This is a genomic window from Bacteroides sp. 4_1_36 (assembly GCF_003466325.1).
GTDB lineage: Bacteria > Bacteroidota > Bacteroidia > Bacteroidales > Bacteroidaceae > Bacteroides > Bacteroides uniformis.
This window is the reverse complement of record NZ_QSOX01000012.1, coordinates 42,047-62,911: the sequence shown is the minus strand read 5'-3', so window position 1 is coordinate 62,911 and position 20,865 is coordinate 42,047. Positions and strand designations below refer to the sequence as shown.

Below are 20,865 nucleotides of genomic sequence, written 5' to 3'. Positions count from 1 at the left end.
TCAGAAGCGGAAACGTCCGCCTGCCACGATTGTTCCCGTATATCCTACGCCGAATTCGGTGAAGAAGGCAAACTGATTTCCATATTCGATACCCAGAAAACTGAACTGATAGGCAAATTCCTTTTTGTGATAAGTGTCTCCTCCAAAGCTGTTCCGGAGGAAATAGGCGCCGAGCCCTGCAGAGGAATATAGGGAGAATTGGGGGCGGGTGAACCAATGCCACCGGAAGGTGGGGAGGATATACAGATAGCGCCGGTCATCGTTCTTATTCTCATCCAAAACTTCATAAAGGCTACTGGCCGTCCCTCTATTACCGGTTATTCCTCCGGTTACGCCTAGGCTGATTTTACGGTTGATTCTATAAATATAACTGATATTCAGAGCGCCGTAATAGCTGGTCTTCTCGCGTGTATAGATTCCAAAACTTGCTGTCGGAGCAATAAACTCTTCGGCTATACTATTGGCGTCGGTAATGGGGAGGAAGCCGTAACTGACGGATATTTCATGGTGGCGGAATTTTTCTCGCGTAGAAACAAGAGAGGTTTGTGCTTTACCAGCGGTACATAGGCTGAATCCTATGACTAAAAAGAATAAAAGAGTTTTCATTGTAGTTTGGTGTTTGGATTAAAATATGTTTTTCTAATAAATAAAGACAGGTGCTTTTATGAAACTCCTTACTTTACATTTGGCAAATGTATGTTAAATCTTTGAATATGAAATAGAAATGTTTGTCTTTTGTGTGGGATAATGTGGGAAAACAAAAAAGGTTCGCCTAATTGACGAACCTTTTCGCTCTTCCTCTTGGACTTGAACCAAGGACCCTCTGATTAACAGTCAGATGCTCTAACCGACTGAGCTAAGGAAGAATATGCATTCAAGTTTTTTCGCTCTTCCTCTTGGACTTGAACCAAGGACCCTCTGATTAACAGTCAGATGCTCTAACCGACTGAGCTAAGGAAGAATATGCATTCAAGTTTTTTCGCTCTTCCTCTTGGACTTGAACCAAGGACCCTCTGATTAACAGTCAGATGCTCTAACCGACTGAGCTAAGGAAGAATATGCATTCAAGTTTTTTCGCTCTTCCTCTTGGACTTGAACCAAGGACCCTCTGATTAACAGTCAGATGCTCTAACCGACTGAGCTAAGGAAGAATGTTGTTTTTTCTCAAATGCGCTGCAAAAGTAATAGGATATTTTGAAATATGCAATATCTTTGCAAAAAAAATATCGAAGATGGATAAAATAATTGGGTTGGGCAATGCTTTGGTTGATGCACTGGCAATCATTGAGGATGATAATATTTTGACGGAGATGCAGCTCCCGAAAGGAAGTATGACTCTGATTGATGAAGATAAGTTCTTGAAAATTAGTGAGTATTTCAGCCGGATGGAGACGCATCTGGCTAACGGAGGTTCTGCCGGAAACGCAATTCGGGCAATGGCATGCCTTGGTGCGGGTACGGGATTCATCGGAAAAGTAAGCAATGACTTTTACGGTAACTTTTTCCGGGATAGTCTGCTGGAGCATGGGACAGAGGCGGATTTATTGCTTTCCACTACCCTTCCGTCCGGTGTAGCCTCTACTTTCATTTCTCCTGATGGAGAGCGCACTTTCGGCACTTATTTGGGGGCGGCTTCTACATTGAAGGCGGAAGATCTTTCGCTGGATATGTTCAAAGGATATGCTTACCTATTTATAGAGGGGTATCTGGTGCAAGACCATGATATGATTCTCCGTGCCATTGAGCTGGCTAAAGAGGCCGGCTTACAAGTATGTTTGGACATGGCGAGCTACAATATAGTAGAAGGAGACCTTGAATTTTTCTCTCTGTTGGTCAACAAATATGTGGATATTGTTTTTGCCAATGAGGAAGAGGCAAAGGCTTTTACGGGTAAGGAACCGGAGGAAGCATTGGATATCATTGCCAAAATGTGTAGCATAGCCATTGTAAAGGTGGGTGCCCGTGGTTCTCTGATTCGCAAAGGTACAGAGATGGTGCAGGTACAAGCGGCTCCGGTAGAGAAAGTGGTGGACACTACAGGAGCTGGCGACTATTTTGCGGCAGGTTTCTTGTATGGACTGACGTGTGGCTACTCGCTGGAGAAATGTGGCAAGATAGGCTCCCTTCTCTCCAAAGATGTGATACAAGTGGTGGGTACAGAGCTTCAGGCTGCACAATGGGAAAAAATCAAGGAAGAAATTTTATTAATTAATTAATGTGCTGATGTGCCAATGTGCTAATTGGCTGCGCAATATTTGTTTCGCTATTACGCTGCAGGTTATTAGCACATTGGCACATTGGCATATTAGCACATTATCATAATTATGAGAAGAATTTTAAAGATACGCTGGATGGTTACCTTGCTGATTGTAGCGGGAGCCGTTTGTTTTTGGGGGTTTAAGAGTGGTGATAGCCGCAGTTTCCAAATAGCAAAGAATCTGGATATATTCAATTCCATTGTGAAAGAGTTGGATATGTTCTACGTGGATACGATTGATCCGAACAAGACTATCCGTGAAGGCATTGATGCCATGCTCTACTCGCTGGATCCCTACACGGAGTATTATCCGGAAGATGACCAAAGCGAATTGGAGCAGATGCTGAAGAATTCCTATGGTGGTATAGGTTCTGTGATTACTTGGAATCCGAAACTGAAACGTTCCATGATATCTGAGCCATACGAGAATATGCCTGCTGCCGATGTAGGCCTGAAAGCCGGAGATATTTTGATGGAAATTGACGGAAAAGACCTTGCCGGAAAGAACAACCAGGAAGTCAGCGAGATGCTTCGCGGACAAGTGGGTACCAGCTTCAAGCTGAAAGTGCAACGTCCCGGTACAGAGAAACCGTTGGATTTCGACATTGTGCGCCGTTCCATCCAATTGCCGTTCATACCTTATTATACGGTGCTGGATAATAATATAGGTTATATCAATCTCAGCACCTTCTCGGGGAATCCTTCCAAGGAGTTCAAGCAGGCTTTTCTGGACTTGAAGAAGCGGGGGATGACTTCGTTGGTGATTGACTTGCGGAACAATGGGGGTGGCTTGCTGGATGAGTCTATAGAGATAGCCAACTTCTTTCTGCCTCGCGGAAAAACACTTGTGACGACAAAGGGTAAGATTAAGCAAGCCAGCAATACCTACAAGACATTGCGTGAACCGTTGGATCTGGAAATTCCTTTGGCTGTTCTGGTCAATGGCGGAACGGCTTCTTCGTCAGAAATCCTTGCGGGCTCTTTGCAGGACCTTGACCGTGCGGTCATTATCGGTAACCGTACTTTCGGTAAGGGATTGGTGCAGACCACCCGTCCGTTGCCATACGGTGGTACCATGAAGCTGACGACTTCCAAATATTATATTCCCAGCGGCCGTTGTGTGCAGGCTATCGACTACAAGCACCGGAATGAGGACGGCAGTGTGGGACGTATTCCGGACAGCCTTACTACCGTGTTCCATACGGCTGCCGGACGTGAAGTGCGGGATGGTGGAGGCGTGACTCCGGACATTGCGGTGAAGCAGGAGAAGCTGCCCAACATTCTGTTCTATCTTGTCAATGACAATCTTATTTTCAATTATGCCACGGACTATTGCCTGAAACATCCTACCATCCCTTCAGCAGAGAAGTTTGAAATTACAGATGCCGATTATGCGGACTTCAAGGCGATGGTGAAAAAGGCGGACTTCAAATACGACCAGCAGACAGAGAAGATGCTGAAGAACCTGAAGGAGATGGCCGAATTTGAGGGCTATCTGACTGATGCTTCGAAAGAGTTTGAAGCGCTGGAGAAAAAATTGTCGCATAATCTGGACCGTGACCTTGACCATTTCTCCAAGGACATCAAGAGCATGATTGCGGTAGAAATCATCAAACGTTATTATTTCCAGCGTGGAAGCATTATCCAGCAGTTGAAAGATGATGATGATTTGAAAGAGGCTGTAAAGATACTCACTGCTCCGGAAAAATATAAGGAAATGTTGAGTGCTCCGGCAGTGACGTCAATGTCTCTGCAACAAAGAAAGGAGACAGCCCCGGTTTTTCTGAGTACCGCTACGAGAGCAAATGAACATGTTTATGATGAAATAGTATAAGGACACTCTTAAGAGGATTCTTTTATTTGCTCCTTAATTTATACCGGATAGTCTCTGTATAAGCCTTTTATACACGACTATCCGGTTAAGTTGTTTGTAGGGTATTAACTTGTTTTATATTTTTGCAGGTGATAATGAAAATATTGACAAGGTTATGAAACAATTGAATTCTCTGAGAGTATGGCTGTTTGTGGTATTGTTGCTTTGCTTCTCTCTTTCCGGACAAGCCCAGTTCCTGCGCACTTCCTACTTTATGGAAGGAAGTAACCAGCGTATGCAGCTCAATCCGGCCTTGATGCCGGGACGCGGTTATCTGAATATTCCCGTGATAGGTTCGTTGAATGCTACCGTCAACTCCAGTTCCCTGGGGTATAGGGATATTATGGACATTATTGAGAACAGTGATGATAGCGACTATTTCATGAGCAATGACTTTATGAACCGACTGGATGCTACCAATAACTTGAATGTGAATTTGAGTACCGACATTCTGTCTGCCGGGTGGTATAAAGGAAAGAACTTCTGGTCAGTCAATGTGGGGTTGCGTAATGATATCGGTGCCGCCATACCGAAAACCATGTTCCAGTTTATGAATAACATGAGCAGCCGGGAGTTCGGTGACAATATTTCTGACTATTTGGGTATTAACGAAACCATTAATGGACAGAAGCTTGAGATAAATTCCTATGCGGAAGTCGGCCTTGGCTTTGCAAGGAATATCACAGACCGACTGGCTGTGGGTGGTAAGGTGAAGATGCTGCTGGGTATCGGTAACTTAAAGCTGAACATCAACCAGATTCATGTGGAAACTCCTTCTGTCGGCTCTTCAGGAGTGACGAGTAAAGCTTCCATTCAAGTGGATGCAACTTTGGAGAACTCGTCAAAGCTGTTAGAACTTCCCGAGAATGAGAATGGTGATTATATCGATGAAATCGATTTTGGCAGTTTTGGTTTTGCCGGATATGGTGGGGCTATTGATTTGGGAGTATCTTACAAGTTACTGGATAAATTGACACTTTCTGCTTCAGTTCTTGATTTGGGCTTTATCAAATGGTCTAAATCGAATACCAGTATAGCGCGAGCCAATACAGAGCAGACTTATGATCTTCTTGACCCGGCCTCGCAGCAGGAGTTCATGGATATTGTGAACAGCGGCGAGATTCTTAACTATGACATGTTGCAGCTCAAGACGGAGGAGGCTTCTGAGAAGAGCCGTACCCGTGGATTGACTTCTACAATGGTTCTTGGCGCTGAATATGCCTTACTGAATGATTGGCTGGTAGTGGGTGCCTTGTATACCGGTCGTTTTGCCAAACCGAAAACTTTGAATGAGCTGACTTTCTCTGCCTGCATCCGTCCGACGAATGCTTTCAATGTAGCTGCCAGCTATTCCGTACTTCAAGGAGCCGGTAAAACCTTCGGTCTGGCACTGAAACTGGGTTCCTTCTTTGCAGGAACAGATTATATGTTCTTTGGTAAGAATACGAAGAATGTCAATGCTTACTTGGGTGTTTCTATTCCTTTGGGAAAACAGAAAACTGCTGAAAATTAATAAATTGGATTTGGATATTATCGCGGATTATCTTTCTATAAAAGAGGATAATCTGCGATTTTGTTTTTACGAAAACGCAAAAAGCTTTATCTTTGCTGGTAAATACCTATAAACAGTACTCATGAGAATTGCAATAACGTTTTTCTTGTCTTTGGTTTTCAGTAGTTTGCTGCAAGCTTCACCCATACCTTTTTCTCCTATAGTGAGGAGCTATTCGGTGTCGGATTATAATGCCGGTATTCAGAATTGGGCCATTGCTCAGGACGAAAGAGGGGTGATGTATTTCGGTAATAACAGTGGGCTGCTGGAATTTGATGGAAGTGCTTGGCGGCTGTATGAATTACCGACAAAAGGAATTGTGCGTGCTATATATATCAGTGAAGATGGAAAAATTTATGTAGGCTCTTACGAAGAATTCGGTTATTTTGTTCATACTCCTTATAATACCCTTGAATATCACTCGCTAAAAGATGAGGTGAAGGACTTTACTTTTCATAACGACGAAATCTGGAACATTGTTTGCGTTCAAGGGGAAATTGTATTTCAATCGTTTGGTTCTCTCTTTTTTTATAATGGAAATTCTGTGGAAGGTATTCGGGTGAAGAGCCTTCCGCTGAACTTATTTCAGGTTGGAAATACTTTTTATTCTCAAAGAATAAATGGTGGACTTTGTGTCTTTTCCGACAGGAAAATGGAAGAACTTATTCCCAGAAAGGTATTTGGAAATAGCGATGTCTTGGCTGGGCTTCCTTATGATGATGCCGTTTTAATGCTTACTCGTAATCAGGGAGGTTTTCTCCTCTATCGAGATGGGAGGGTAGAAAAATGGAAAACCGAATGTGATGATATATTCAGGAAGCATACCATTAATCGTGCGGTGATAACCAAGGACAGTTGTTACGTTGTTGGCACAATATCCGATGGCATATATGCGTTGGATAAAAAGGGAAAGCTGATTTGGAAGGTCAATACGGATAATAAACTACAGAACAATACTGTTTTGAGATTATATTGTGATGATGACAACAATATATGGACAGCTTTGGATGAAGGTATTGCCTATATACACAACAATTCTTTAATCTATTATTATGAACCTCCATTTCGTAAAATAGGCATGGTATATGATGTTCTGGTAAGGGAAAATGAAGCTTATATTGCTTCTAATCAGGGACTTTATTGGCTTAAGGATGGAAAGACTGAATTAGTTCCGGGTTTGGAAGAACAAGCGTGGTTCGTCGATGAATGGGGAAAACAGATTTTTTGCGGGCATAACAAAGGAACTTTCCTTATATCGGGGTTGAAGTCAAAGTTGGTATCTGATGTAAAGGGAGGGATGTGTATGGAAAAGATTGAATCGAAGGAAGAATCTTTTTTATTGGAAGGAACTTATGCGCTTTTAAATCTATATACGGAAGATACTTCGGGAGCATATGGTTTTATCCGGTCTCTGCGTGGATTCAGTCATATGGTCCGTCACATAGAGGTGGACCATCAAGGGAATATCTGGGCGAAACACTTAAGGAATGGTTTGTATCGTTTTCGGATTGATCCGGATATGAAGCAGGTAAAGGATGTACGGAAGTATGAGGGCCTGGGAGAAGTGAAAGGTGGGAGTTTTACTTTGTTCAAAATCAATGGTCGGGTAGTTTTTTCTAATGGGGAATATTTCTATACTTACGAAGATATGACTGATTCGATTGTTCCCTATGAAACAATGAATGAACAATTGATGGAATTGAAGGGAATCAAGACAGTGAGTCGTGCGAACGGAGATTACTATTGGTTTGTGGGTGATAGGATAGTGTATTTAGTGAAGTGTGCGATAAATACTTTCAATATCGAACTCCGGATTCCATATTCTTTGTTTGACGGTCTGACGGTGGAAGAACGGGGAAGCGTGGCTTATGACGTGAGGAATGGCTGTTCCTATCTTTGCCTGAACAATGCCATTGCCCGTATTGAGACGGACAGTTCCTCGTTATATAAATCTCGGGTCAGACGCTCTTTATGGATTTCGGGAATGCGGGTCATTGATGAATTCAGTGGTAAGCGGAAAACATTGGTCGTGCAGCCGGGAGCCAAGGTGGAGCCTGAGTTTAATACGGTGAATTTTACATTGTGTTATCCGGTTTATAGTAATTATACTTATAAGGTAAGGTATCGGTTGGAAGGATATTCTGACCAATGGATGCCGGGTGGACGCTATTTGCAGAAGAAGTATTCTCGGCTCTCCTATGGAAGTTATGTTTTTCAGGCAGAGATATATGATACCGATAGAGTTTTGGCATCGGTAGAGCTTCCTTTTGAGATTTTGCGTCCGTGGTATTTGTCTTATTGGGCTGTGGGAAGTTATATCTTGGCAGGATTGTGTCTGTTGGCTTTATTGCAATATCTGGTCTACCGTTTCGTGAAGAAAAAGAAAGACCGTGTGATTGAACGGCAGCGCGTAGCCCATCAGGCAGAACTCGAGCGGCAAGAGAAGAAGATTGTTGAGTTGGAAAAGGAACAGCTTGAGGCCGATTTGCGTTTTAAAAGCAAGGAGTTGTCCAGTGTGGTAATGACAAATATCGCCCATCAGGAATTTCTGAGTTCCTTGAAAGAAGAGATACAGCGGCAAAAGTTGTTAGGACAGTATAGCCGTAAGAACTTGGATAAGCTGCTCACTTTAGTTAATAGCAATATAGTGTCCGATGAAGAGAATTGGACTATGTTTCAGGCTAATTTTGACCGTATACACGAGAATTTCTTCCGTAATCTGAAACTTCAATATACAGATTTAACTTCAGGAGATTTGCGCTTTTGCGCATTGCTTCGCTTGAATATGCCGACAAAGGAGATAGCGAAGTTGCTCAACATTTCCACGCGTGGGGTTGATGCTGCAAGATACCGGTTGCGCAAGAAATTCAATCTGCTTCCGGAAGAAAGTCTGACTGATTTTCTTATAAACTTTAAATAGCTGCTTTACAGTGAAATATTAATGGGGGAAGTACTAATATTGTACTTCCTCTTTTGTTTTTTAGTGATGGTTGTACTTTTGTTGTAGTACGGGATGTGGAGATTGTCGCATGCTTTTCTTTTATTTGCAGTAAAATAATATTTCTATCAATTAAAAGCATGAAAAACATGAAGCATTTACTTTTCAAGTTACAATTATTTTTAGTCTTGTTGGTGTTTACTGCCGTTAGTGCGTATGCACAGAAATCTCCGGTTGATATGGATCGTTTCATCGACGATTTAATGAAGAAGATGACCCTGGAAGAGAAAATAGGTCAGTTGAATCTGCCGGTTACCGGTGAGATTACGACCGGTCAGGCTAAAAGTAGTAATGTGGCCAAACGTATTCGTGCCGGTGAAGTGGGCGGGCTTTTCAATCTGAAAGGCGTGGAACGTATCCGCGATGTACAGAAGCAGGCGGTTGAAGAAAGTCGTTTGGGTATTCCTCTCTTATTTGGTATGGATGTTATTCATGGATATGAAACGGTGTTTCCCATTCCTTTAGGATTATCGTGTACATGGGATATGAAGGCGGTTGAAGAATCGGCGCGTATTGCAGCCATTGAGTCCAGCGCCGACGGTATTTGCTGGACATTCAGTCCGATGGTGGATATTTGCCGTGATGCCCGTTGGGGGCGTGTGTCCGAGGGCAACGGTGAAGACCCGTTTCTGGGAGCAGCCATTGCGCAAGCCATGGTACGTGGTTATCAGGGAAAGGATATGAGCCGTAATGATGAGATCATGGCTTGTGTAAAGCATTTTGCCTTGTATGGTGCCGGCGAGGCAGGACGTGACTATAATACAGTAGATATGAGTCATCAGCGCATGTTCAATGAATACATGTTGCCCTATCAGGCGGCGGTTGATGCCGGTGTGGGCAGTGCGATGGCTTCTTTCAATGAGGTCGATGGTATTCCAGCTACTGGAAACAAGTGGTTGATGACGGATGTATTGCGTAAGCAGTGGGGGTTTGACGGTTTTGTAGTGACAGATTATACCGGAATTACAGAAATGACCGACCATGGCATGGGCGATACGCAGACTGTTGCCGCGTTGGCGTTGAATGCTGGTGTCGATATGGATATGGTGAGCGATGCATTTGTAGGTACGCTCAAGAAGTCATTGACAGAAGGAAAAGTGACAGAAGAAGCTATTAATGCGGCTTGTCGCCGTATTTTGGAAGCTAAGTACAAGTTAGGCTTGTTCGATAATCCTTATAAATACTGTGATGTGAAGCGTGCCAAGAAGCAAATCTTTACCAAAGAGCATCGTGCCGTTGCGCGTAAGATTGCTTCGGAGAGCTTGGTGTTGCTGAAGAACGAGGGTAATGTGCTTCCGCTGGCCAAGAAGGGCACTATTGCTGTGGTAGGTCCGTTGGCAGACAGCCGCAGTAATATGCCGGGTACTTGGAGTGTGGCTGCCGTATTGAAGAATGCTACTTCTTTGGCTGAAGGTTTGAAGGCGGTAGCAGGCGGTAAAGCCGAAATACTGACTGCGAAAGGCTGTAATTTGATGAGTGATGCCGAATATGAGAAACGTGCCACTATGTTCGGACGTTCTTTACACCGTGACAATCGTTCGGACAAGGAGTTGCTGGACGAGGCTCTTGCCGTGGCTGCCAAATCGGATGTTATTGTGGCTGCGCTCGGTGAGTCTTCGGAAATGAGTGGAGAGAGCAGTTGCCGCACGAATCTTGAAATGACGGACACCCAACGCATACTGTTACAGGAATTATTGAAAACGGGAAAACCTGTGGTACTGGTGCTGTTTACCGGTCGTCCGCTGGTACTGAACTGGGAGCAGGCAAACGTGCCGGCCATTCTGAATGTATGGTTTGCGGGCAGTGAGGCAGGTTTTGCCATCGGCGATGTACTGTTTGGTGATGTGAACCCGAGCGGAAAGCTGACTACGACTTTCCCGAAGAGCGTGGGACAGATTCCTTTGTTCTACAACCACAAGAACACGGGTCGCCCTCTTGCCGACGGTGCATGGTTCCAGAAATTCCGCAGCAACTATATAGACATGGACAATGAACCGCTTTATCCCTTCGGTTTCGGCTTGAGCTATACAACATTCTCTTATAGCGACGTGGCTTTGGACAAGACTAGCATGACGGATAAGGGCGAACTGACTGCTACCGTGACTGTGACCAATACCGGCAAGAGAGACGGTGCCGAAGTGGTCCAGCTTTATATTCGTGACCTTGTGGGAAGTGTAACCCGTCCGGTGAAAGAGTTGAAAGGCTTTGAAAAGATTTTCCTGAAAGCCGGCGAATCTAAAAAAGTATCTTTCAAGATTACTCCCGAATTGCTGAAGTTCTACAACTACAATCTTGATTTTGTATGCGAGCCGGGTGACTTTGAGGTGATGATTGGCAGAAGTAGCCGGGATGTAAAGAAAGCAGCGTTCAAGTTACTCTAACTGATTCCCAAGGCGGCAATATGCAGCATTCGAGCCACTGCGTTGAAATGGCATTGTTGCTGCATATTGTCTGCATTTTCACTGCAAACTATATGCAGTATTCTTGCAGTATTTGCTTGACTTGTGTAAGATAATATGATCTATTGAAAAACATGAAGAAAATATTTTTATTAATATTGTGTCTGTCCACCATGTACCCGGTTGTCAATGCTGGGCGGGTGGTTCAGAGTTTTAATGACGGCTGGTATTATGCCGCATGTGATGACAATCGGTTGCAGGAAGTGCAACGCCATGAAGAAGGTTGGCAGCAGGTACATCTGCCGCATACCTGGAATGCGGATGCCTATTCTACCCGTAACTACCGCAGGGCTTCTTCCTGGTATAAGAAAGAGTTCCGTACGGATGCCGCGCAGATGCGGGATAAACAGCTTTACCTGAAATTTGATGGTGTCAATTCTCTGGCAGATGTGTACCTCAACGGCGAGCTGCTCACTACCCACAAAGGAGGTTACTCTGCCTTTACCGTAGACATTACGGATAAAGTAAGGACCGATGCCCCGAATCTGCTGATGGTGCACGTCAATAATCAGAACGACCGGATACCTCCTTTGTCCGGCGACTTCACCATCTTTGGCGGCATCTACCGCAATGTGTGGCTCATCAGTGCTGCAAAGCAGCACATCAGCCTTACCGACTATGCCTCTACGGGCATTTATGTCGATTTGCCTTCCGTGAGTGAGGATAGGGCAGAAATCAGTGTGCGTGGGACTTTGGTGAACCGTGATGTGCGGCGTGCGGTGTTGAAGTTGGACGTCGAGGTGCTGGATACAGATGGGAAGACCGTAGCCCAATCTTTGCGCAGCGTCCGGATAGATGCCGACGGGGCGTTCGCCTTCGAGGAACGGTTACAGTTGGAAAAGCCACAGTTGTGGTCGCCCGATTCCCCTTATCTGTACAGCGTGAAAGTTTCTTTGAAAGATGTGCGTGGCAAGGTGTTGAAAGATGAGACACGTGTCCCTTTGGGGGTCCGCTGGTTCAGCGTGGATGCGCAGGAAGGCTTCAAGTTGAATGGGGAACCCCTGAAACTTATGGGAGCTTGCCGTCATCAGGACCAGATGCCGATAGGCATAGCGCTTTCGGATGAGATGCACCGCAGGGATATGCAGTTGCTGAAAGACATGGGTGTGAACTTTGTCCGTCTGGCACATTACCCACAGGACGATGCCGTGTTGCGTGCTTGCGACGAACTCGGCATGCTGGTATGGGAGGAGATTCCGGTAGTAGATTTGATAGCTTTGGGTGACGAGTTCCGCGCGAATGCCACAAGCGCCTTGCGCGAAATGATTCGCCAGCATTACAACCATCCGTCCGTCATTATGTGGGGGTATATGAACGAGGCTGTTATCCAGCTGCAGTATCGGGTGAAGAAACAACGGCTCAACGGTTTCTACGAGAATACCTTGGCGCTTGCCCGGCATCTGGAGGAAACTCTGAAGAGGGAAGACCCCTACCGTCTGAGTACGATGGCCTACCACGGCAATCAGATTTACAATAAAATCGGTCTCAGCAATATCACCGACATTTCCGGTTGGAACCTTTATCAGGGCTGGTATGAGAACGACTTCAAGTCTTTCGACCGCTTTGTGGACGAAGAGCATCGTAAATACCCGCACCGTCCGTTAATAATCAGTGAGTTCGGTGCCGGTTCCGACCCGCGCTTGCAGTCGCTCGATCCGCAGATATTCGATTTCTCCATGCAATGGCAGCAGTTGTACCTCGAATACTATCTGCCCGCTATCATGAAGCGACCGTTCATAGTGGGCGCCACGGAGTGGAACTTCATTGATTTCAGTTCTGCCAGTCGCCAGGAGGCTACGCCGCATATCAATAATAAAGGACTGATGTACAATGACCGCCGTCCTAAAGATGTGTTCTATTATTTCCAGGCATTCCTGCGCAAGGATATTCCGGTGCTGCACATTGCTGTGGATGACTGGAAGCATCGGACTGTGGTTTCGGACGGTGAAGCGGTGGAACATCCGGTGAAAGTGTATTCCAATCTGGATAAGGTGGAGTTGTCTGTCAACGGCACGAAGCTCTCCGTGCAAGGCATCGAGAATTGCCATGCAGTGTGGCAAGTGCCTCTCGTTGCGGGGCGAAACACGCTTGTGGCTTCAGGTATCTGCCATGGGAAGAAGGTGGAGCAGGTTTCGGACATTTTTGTGAAGATGCAGCCTCGCCATATCGCGGCAGTCGGCTCCGGACAGCTGGAACTTGCAGTGAACGTGGGCAGCAACTGTTTCTTTACGGATGACAAGAGTGATCTTTGCTGGCTTCCCGACCAAGCTTATACTCCTGGAAGTTGGGGCTACATAGGTGGAGAGATTTTCCGCCGTTCTCCGGGACGTATCGGAACCACTGCCGAGGTGAAAGACACCCGTAATGTTCCTTTGCTCCAGACCAAACGCAAGGACATCAAGGCCTATCGCTTCGACTTGCCCGACGGCGACTATGAAGTGGAACTTCTTTTTGCTGACCTGAACGCACGTTCCGAGCGGGTGACTTACGATTTGGGAGCTGTCGCTACCCTAGACAATGCCGATTTCCGCGGCAGTGTCTTCAATGTTTCTGTCAACAACCGACCTTGGCTGAATCATTTCTCTCCGGCGATAGAAGTAGGCGGGAACCGTTGCATATCCAAGAAATTGCGTATTGCCGTAACCGGTGGAAACCTTACAGTGGACTTTGAGGCGGTGAAGGGAATGACGTTCTTGAATGGGATAAAGATATTCAGGATTCATTGACCTTCTATTTGCAAGGATGTTGTATTAACCGATAAATTGAGTGAAACATGAAACACAAACTTCTCACCGGGTCCCTCTCCTTCACAGTAGGGATGGGATTCAGCGCTTTGCCTGCCGTCGCGCAGCAATCTCCGGCTTCCACTGAGGTCAAGCCCAATGTAATCATTATCAACGTTGATGACTTGGGCTATGGCGACATTGGTTGTTACGGTGCCACCAAGGTCAAGACTCCCAATATAGACCGTCTGGCATCGCAGGGCCGTAGCTTTACGGACGCTCATTCATCCTCGGCTGTTTCCACGCCTTCACGTTATGGACTAATGACTGGTCAATATCCTTGCCGTGAGGATATTTGGGGGGCAATCTTCCTGAATCAGACTCTGCAAATTGATACGGCACGCACCACAATTGCGGATGTGATGAAACGTTCCGGCTATTCCACTGCCATCGTGGGGAAGTGGCATCTTGGATTCCGTACGGACGAAAAGATGGACTGGAACAAGGAACTGGCTCCCGGACCACTTGAATTGGGATTCGATTATTACTTCGGTGTGCCTATTCTCAACAGTCATCCACCTTTTGTTTATGTGGAGAACCATCATGTGGTGGGTTATGATCCCAACGACCCGTTTGTAAGAGGCAAGAGGGCAGAAACGGAGGAGTTCGATGAAAAATTCGGTATCAACTCTATTGGTGGAGCCACGGCTGCGCACCGTTTGTACAAAGACAGGGCTGTAGCCACTACTTTGAAAGACCGGGCCGTGCAGTGGATAAAGGAACATAAGGATTCACCTTTCTTCTTGTATTATGCTACCACCAACATCCATCATCCTTTTACACCGGCCGAACGCTTTGTAGGTACCAGTGAGGCAGGACCTTACGGTGATTCAATCCATGAATTGGACTGGGTGGTAGGCGAGATTATGCGTACCCTCGATGAGGAAGGGCTGGCGGGAAATACTCTGCTCATCTTCACCAGTGACAACGGAGGAATGCTGAATCATGGAGGGCAGAGAGCTTGGAAGGCAGGACACCATATCAACGGCAAGCTTCTTGGTTTCAAGTTCGGAGCTTGGGAAGGCGGGCATCGCATTCCTATGATTGTCCGCTGGCCGGGCAGGATTCCTGCGGGCAGCGTATCCAACCAGTTGATGTCCAATGTTGACATGCTTGCCACTTTGGCTGCCCTCACAGGATATGAATTGCAGGAGCAGGACGGGCCGGACAGTTTCAATATGCTTCCTGCCCTTATCGGAAATCCCGGGAAAATGATTCGGGACCATATTATTATCTGTCCTTCCCAAAAGAGCCATCTTTCCATTCGCAAAGGGAAGTGGGTCTATATTCCGGCGCAAAACAGCGGTGGATTTACCGGAAAGAATGTCGGTGACCATGACTTGGGCGGGGCATCCGCTTTCCAGCTCACCCATCAGGTGAACAGCGATATAGAAAATGCCCGGATAAAGCCGGATGCACCCTCTGTGCAGCTTTATAATTTGGAGGAAGACCCATACCAGACCACAAATGTGTATGAACAGCAGCCCAAAGTGGCACGCAGGCTGGCGCGGATACTGGAGGAGAAGATAAGGAAGTCGGATGCCACAAGAAAGTGACAACCGATAGATTGATGAAAAACATAATTTGAAAAATGAAGAATACCATGATGAAAAAGTTTTTTGTAGGTTTATTCTCCTTTTTGATGGGAGTAGGCAGCGCTTTTGCGCAGACCAATATGTCTAGTGAAATGTATGACCTTGCCAAGATGAAGGAAGGCTTGCGCAACCGCCGTGTCAGCAGTTATGACCGTACGGGCAACAACCGTGACCACCTGAAGGCCATCAAGCCGGGCGAAACGGCTGTCTTGGCCGACATCAAGGGGGCAGGCGTAATCAACCATATCTGGATAACGATGTCTCCGGGACCGCGCCAGCTTTCCCGTAACGACATCATCCTTCGGATGTACTGGGACGGCAGCGACGAGCCTTCTGTCGTGTCCCCCATCGGTCCCTTTTTCGGCCAGGGATGGAACGAACAGTATAACTATGCTTCTTTTGCCCTTTCTTCCGGTCCCAACGGTGGTACGGGTTTGTGCAGCTATTTCGCCATGCCTTTTGCCAAAGGTGCGCGCATTGAGATAGAGAATCAGACGGATGTCAACATCGGCGCCTTCTACTACTACATAGACTATGTGGAGATGAAGGAACTGCCCAAGGACATGGGACGTTTCCATGCGTGGTTTAACCGTGAGATTACCGAAGCGCTTCCCGAAGGGGAGACCGAGTGGGGTTCCGTGGGTAAGCAGACGGAGAATAAGGACGGAGCCGACAATTATGTGTTTGCCGATATCAAGGGAAAGGGCCATTTTGTGGGATTGAACTATTATGTACAGTGCCCTACCCCCATGTGGTATGGTGAAGGCGATGACATGTGGTTCATCGACGGTGAAAAACAGGCTTCCTTGATAGGCACCGGTACGGAAGACTTGTTCAACACCGCCTGGTGCCCGAAAGAGCCCTACCAGCATATCTACTTCGGCTATCCACGTGTGAATAATGATGTCGGATTCTTGGGGCGTACACATGTCTATCGGTTCTTTATTCAAGATCCCGTCTTCTTCGAGAAAGGGCTGAAAGCCACCATCGAGCATGGACACAACAATTGCCTGACGCTCGACCTGGCTACCGTTGCTTACTGGTATCAGGACAAGGCGACGGCTGTCCCGGCCATTCCCGACAAGGCGGGCCGTAAGCTGAAGCCGATGGTAAACAATGTGATGATACACAAATGGCGTCATGAATGGAGAAAGAACAAGGGGAACAAAGCGGACCTTTGGGGGGACGAATAAATAGTTGGAGGACATGAAATGAAAAAAATTAGTTTATTTCCATTATTGGCTGCTACTACGGTTTCTCAAATGATGTTTTCGTCTTGTAGTTCGGAGCAGGAGAAGGAGCAGCCGAATTTTGTATTGATTTTCTGTGATGATATGGGATATGGAGATTTGGGGTGCTATGGAAACCCTACCATACATACCCCGAACATTGACCGTATGGCCTCGGAAGGGATGAAGTTCACACAGTTTTATGTGGGCGCTTCTGTTTCTACGCCTAGCCGCAGTGCACTGATGACCGGCAGGTTACCGGTTCGTAATGGACTGTATGGCGATAAACGGGATGTTCTTTTCCCGGATTCCAAAGCAGGATTGGGACAAGATGAAGTGACTGTTGCCAAACTGTTGCAGCAGAATGGATACGCTACCGCTTGTGTAGGTAAATGGCATTTGGGGCATTTTTCTCCTTATTTGCCTACTGACCATGGTTTTGATGATTTTTTCGGAATACCTTATTCGAACGATATGCGCCCTGCCTCATTGATGCGGGGGGATTCTGTTCTTGAAATCAAGCCTGAGCAGGGAGAATTGACACGGCGTTATACCGAATATGCTGTAGACTATATCAAAAAGAATAAGAATCGTCCATTCTTCCTTTACTTGGCACATACTTTCCCCCATACGCCGTTGCATACGAACGAGCGTTTCGAAGGCAGGAGTAACCGGGGGCTGTATGGCGATGTGGTCGAGGAGCTGGACTGGAGTGTGGGTGAAGTATTGAAAGCCTTGAAGGAAAATGGTCTGGATGAAAACACATTGGTCATTTTTACCAGTGACAACGGACCATGGTTGGTACAGCGCCTGAATGGAGGTTCTGCCGGTGCTTTACGTCAAGGGAAGTCTACCTGTTGGGAAGGAGGTCTCCGCGTTCCGGCTGTTTTCCGTATGCCGGGCCGAATAGCGCCGTGTACGCAGCAAGGCATGATGGCAACAATGGATATTTTGCCGACATTCTTAAATATGGCAGGTATTCCTCTACCTGAGGGAGTGACACTTGACGGAATGGATCAGACTCCCATGTTGTGGGAACAGAGGGAGTCTTCACGTGATGAGATGTATTATTGGCGTGGCAGCCATTTACTGGCAGTTCGTAAAGGTCCTTGGAAGATTCATTTCAGTACCCTTACCGATCCTTATACCCGGCATGCTGTTTGGGAACGCCCGGAAATTCCTTTCTTATATAATGTGGAAGAAGATTTTTCTGAACAATATGAGGTTTCGGAAAAACATCCTGAAATAGTGAAAGAGCTTGTGGAACTTGCAGAGAAGCATAAGGCGGAAATGAAGATTAAAGCTTCTGTATGCGACTTTGGACGTTAAGCTGATAGCAATATGAAAGTTTCATGTACATTAGTGTCTGTTGCTGCATTACTCCCCTTCAGCGGGAGTAATGCAGGCAATGTGCAAAGAGATAAATCCCAACGTCCCAATATTGTGTTGGTCATTGCCGATGATATGGGTTGGGGGGATGTAGGTTATCAGGGGGCGGTAGACGTATCGACACCGAATATTGATGCACTTGCCCGCAGGGGAGTACAATTCAGCCAAGGGTATGTGTCTTGTTCCATAAGTGGACCGTCTCGTGCAGGTATCTTGACGGGAGTTTATCAACAACGCTTTGGTTTCTATAACAATCTGCATCCTTGGGCAAAGATTCCCGAAGGGCAATCTACTTTGGGTGAAATGGTCCGCGATTGTGGCTACGCTACGGGATTTGTCGGAAAATGGCATATGGCTGACTCTCCCGAACAATCTCCTAATCGTAGGGGATTTGACCAATTCTATGGTTTTTGGTCTGATACCCATGATTATTATCGTTCTACAGATAAACCGGGAGTGGAACTTTATGACTTTTGCCCTTTGTATCGGAATGGCGAGATTCAACCCCCTTTGCACGAAAGTGGTGAATATATTACGGACTGTTTTACACGTGAAGCTGTGGAGTTTATAGACAAGCATGCTTCCTCTCCTTTTCTGCTTTGCCTTTCGTATAATGCCGTTCATTCGCCTTGGCAAGTTCCCGAACACTATGTGAATCGGCTTGAGGGGAGGCGATTCCATCATGAAGACCGGAAAGTTTTTGCAGCTATGGTGTTGGCTTTGGATGATGGTATAGGTCGTGTCATGGAAAGTTTGAGAAAAAATGGTTTGGAAGAGAATACTCTTTTTATTCTTATCAGTGATAATGGTTCTCCTCGTGGGCAGGGAATAGAGTGTAGCACCGGTTATGAATATAAAGACAGAGGTAATACGACCATGTCAAGTCCTGGACCTTTCAGAGGATATAAAGCTGATACTTATGAAGGTGGAATTCGAGTTCCTTATATAATGTCGTGGCCCTCGGAGTTGCCTCAAGGTATGGTTTATGATAATCCGGTAATCAGTCTTGATATATTTCCTACAGTTATGCAGGCTGTCGGTGGAACTTCCAGACAGAAATATTCTTTGGATGGAGTCAGCCTTTTACCCTATCTGAAAAGTGAGTGGCCTATAGACAAGCGTCCGCATTCTACGCTTTACTGGCGTAGGGATGAGGATTTTGCCATCCGTAAAGGAGATTGGAAGTTAGTTTATAACGATCAGGGAAGTACAAGAAAAATCCAGCTCTTTGATATGAAGGACGATAAGGAAGAGGTTTATGATTTGAGTGGTGAATATCCGGAGTTGGCAGACAGCCTTTTGGCCGAATTTGATGCTTGGGATGCTGCCTTGCCTCCTTGTACAAATCAGACTACTTGGAACGGACGCGTAGTAGTGGAGCCGAAGGAACCACAGCCTGTCAGCCGTAATTTTAGGTATAAAGAAGGTTATAGGCGTAAAGTGTCCGAGCATAATCGTCGCATTTACGATGCGAAGTATAGGAGGAGCGTTATCGGTGAGAGTTTTAAGTTGCCTTATAAAGGGAAATAGTATAAATGCCATAAATATAAAAAAATGAAAAGAATAGTTCTTATATCAGTCTTGTTTTCGTTTGTTTTTTTGAGCCATGCCCAAATATGGAAAGTGCCTGAAGGCCATGAAACGCGGTGGACAAGTTTTGAAAATCCTACCGGTGCCAAGGGAACGGCAGCTCAAGCCAATAAAGGTGCAAAAGGAAGTGCTTTCGGCAGAATCATGGCGGGAGACAGCTGTGTATTGTTGTCTCAGCAAGGACCCGGGCTCATTAACCGTATTTGGCTGACAGTCAGCAAACGTAACCCTAAGATGCTTCGTGCGTTGCGTATCAAGTTTTATTGGGATAACTCTGTTGTTCCGGCAGTGGATGTCCCTTTGGGAGATTTTTTTGGGAATCCGCTGTCACGTACATCTCGTTTTGAGAACTGTTTCTTTTCTAATCCGGAGAAGCGTTCTTTTAACTGTTGTATTCCGATGCCTTACCGCACCGGTGCCAAAGTGGTGTTTGTGAATACCTCGGATGAGGACCTGACACACTTGTTTTATGATATTAACTTTACTAAATTGCCGGAATGGGATTCGGAGATGAGCTATTTTCATGCTGTCTGGCGTGAAGACAAATCCACCAAGTTGGGAGTGGATTATACTGTTCTTCCCCAACTATCGGGCAGGGGGCGCTTTTTGGGGGTAAGCTTGGGTATCTTTGCCAATAAGGCCTATGAAACTACTTGGTGGGGAGAAGGTGAAATCAAGTTCTACATTGACGGAGATAAGGAATTTCCCACATTGAGTGGTACGGGAGTTGAAGACTATATTGGTACGGCTTGGGGGCAGGGCGAGTATTCCCACCGTTATCAAGGTTGTCCGATTGCAAATGCGGACAGTTGTTGGTGGAGTATGTATCGTTTCCACGTGCAGGACCCGATTTATTTTCATCATGATATAAGAGTTACATTGCAGCAGATTGGAGGTGCTCCATATCAAAAGGTACTCGAACTGTACAAGGCGAAGGTTCCTCTTGTACCGGTTACTATAGATAGAAGCGGTAAACTGAAATTCTATCGTTTATTAGATGAAAATTCAGACCTACATATCACGGATAAAGACTTTCCGCCAGGATTTGTTAATTTCTACCGCCAAGATCATGTAACTTCAACAGCATATTTCTATTTGGATAGGCCTGCAGTCTGAATAATTTTTTAAATAACTTCCTAG

Annotated in this window: 12 protein-coding genes and 4 tRNA genes; 11 read left to right on the top strand and 5 right to left on the bottom strand. The window is 45.9% G+C overall.

Features of this window, described 5'->3' with window-relative positions; translation table 11 throughout:
- The 5 genes from DXD65_RS12715 to DXD65_RS12695 all read right to left on the bottom strand — a co-directional run bounded on the left by DXD65_RS12715 (position 1) and on the right by DXD65_RS12695 (position 1,151).
- Positions 1 to 606, bottom strand: coding sequence for an outer membrane beta-barrel protein (locus DXD65_RS12715; RefSeq protein WP_005830614.1), 606 nt, complete (start codon positions 604 to 606; stop codon positions 1 to 3).
- A gap of 186 nt (positions 607 to 792) precedes the next feature.
- Positions 793 to 866: transfer RNA gene (locus DXD65_RS12710), tRNA-Asn, on the bottom strand.
- A gap of 21 nt (positions 867 to 887) precedes the next feature.
- A tRNA-Asn gene (locus tag DXD65_RS12705) sits at positions 888 to 961 on the bottom strand.
- A 21-nt stretch (positions 962 to 982) separates the two neighbouring features.
- Positions 983 to 1,056: transfer RNA gene (locus DXD65_RS12700), tRNA-Asn, on the bottom strand.
- A 21-nt stretch (positions 1,057 to 1,077) separates the two neighbouring features.
- Positions 1,078 to 1,151, bottom strand: a tRNA-Asn gene (locus tag DXD65_RS12695).
- 81 nt (positions 1,152 to 1,232) lie between these two features.
- Here DXD65_RS12695 and DXD65_RS12690 point away from each other — a divergent pair.
- The 11 genes from DXD65_RS12690 (at position 1,233) to DXD65_RS12640 (ending at position 20,841) form a co-directional block, all read left to right on the top strand.
- Positions 1,233 to 2,216, top strand: a complete 984-nt coding sequence (locus tag DXD65_RS12690; protein ID WP_005834458.1) for an adenosine kinase — start codon at positions 1,233 to 1,235, stop codon at positions 2,214 to 2,216.
- Positions 2,217 to 2,324: 108 nt separating this feature from the next.
- Entirely contained in the window at positions 2,325 to 4,091 is a 1,767-nt protein-coding gene (locus DXD65_RS12685; RefSeq protein WP_005830610.1) for a S41 family peptidase, read from the top strand.
- 154 nt (positions 4,092 to 4,245) lie between these two features.
- Positions 4,246 to 5,643, top strand: a complete 1,398-nt coding sequence (locus tag DXD65_RS12680; protein WP_057254077.1) for a DUF5723 family protein — start codon at positions 4,246 to 4,248, stop codon at positions 5,641 to 5,643.
- A 121-nt stretch (positions 5,644 to 5,764) separates the two neighbouring features.
- Positions 5,765 to 8,602, top strand: coding sequence for a hypothetical protein (locus DXD65_RS12675; protein WP_117887700.1), 2,838 nt, complete (start codon positions 5,765 to 5,767; stop codon positions 8,600 to 8,602).
- Between the two features lie 167 nt (positions 8,603 to 8,769).
- Entirely contained in the window at positions 8,770 to 11,061 is a 2,292-nt protein-coding gene (gene bglX / locus DXD65_RS12670; RefSeq protein WP_117887699.1) for a beta-glucosidase BglX, read from the top strand.
- A 152-nt stretch (positions 11,062 to 11,213) separates the two neighbouring features.
- Positions 11,214 to 13,865: a glycoside hydrolase family 2 TIM barrel-domain containing protein gene (locus DXD65_RS12665; RefSeq protein ID WP_057258865.1), complete on the top strand. Its 2,652-nt coding sequence runs from the start codon at positions 11,214 to 11,216 to the stop codon at positions 13,863 to 13,865.
- A 47-nt stretch (positions 13,866 to 13,912) separates the two neighbouring features.
- Positions 13,913 to 15,478, top strand: a complete 1,566-nt coding sequence (locus DXD65_RS12660) for a sulfatase family protein (protein WP_081030267.1) — start codon at positions 13,913 to 13,915, stop codon at positions 15,476 to 15,478.
- Between the two features lie 35 nt (positions 15,479 to 15,513).
- Positions 15,514 to 16,710 carry a glycoside hydrolase family 172 protein gene (locus DXD65_RS12655; RefSeq protein ID WP_057258842.1) on the top strand — a complete coding sequence of 399 codons (1,197 nt, stop codon included), beginning with the start codon at positions 15,514 to 15,516 and terminating at the stop codon, positions 16,708 to 16,710.
- Positions 16,711 to 16,728: 18 nt separating this feature from the next.
- Complete coding sequence (locus DXD65_RS12650) at positions 16,729 to 18,075, top strand: sulfatase (protein WP_005830600.1); 1,347 nt, start codon at positions 16,729 to 16,731, stop codon at positions 18,073 to 18,075.
- A 12-nt stretch (positions 18,076 to 18,087) separates the two neighbouring features.
- Positions 18,088 to 19,665 (top strand): sulfatase-like hydrolase/transferase, encoded by a 1,578-nt coding sequence (locus DXD65_RS12645; protein ID WP_005830598.1) that lies wholly within the window; start codon positions 18,088 to 18,090, stop codon positions 19,663 to 19,665.
- A gap of 24 nt (positions 19,666 to 19,689) precedes the next feature.
- On the top strand, positions 19,690 to 20,841 hold the full coding sequence (locus DXD65_RS12640) for a glycoside hydrolase family 172 protein (RefSeq protein ID WP_057258840.1): 1,152 nt from the start codon (positions 19,690 to 19,692) through the stop codon (positions 20,839 to 20,841).
- Positions 20,842 to 20,865: the final 24 nt, after the last annotated feature.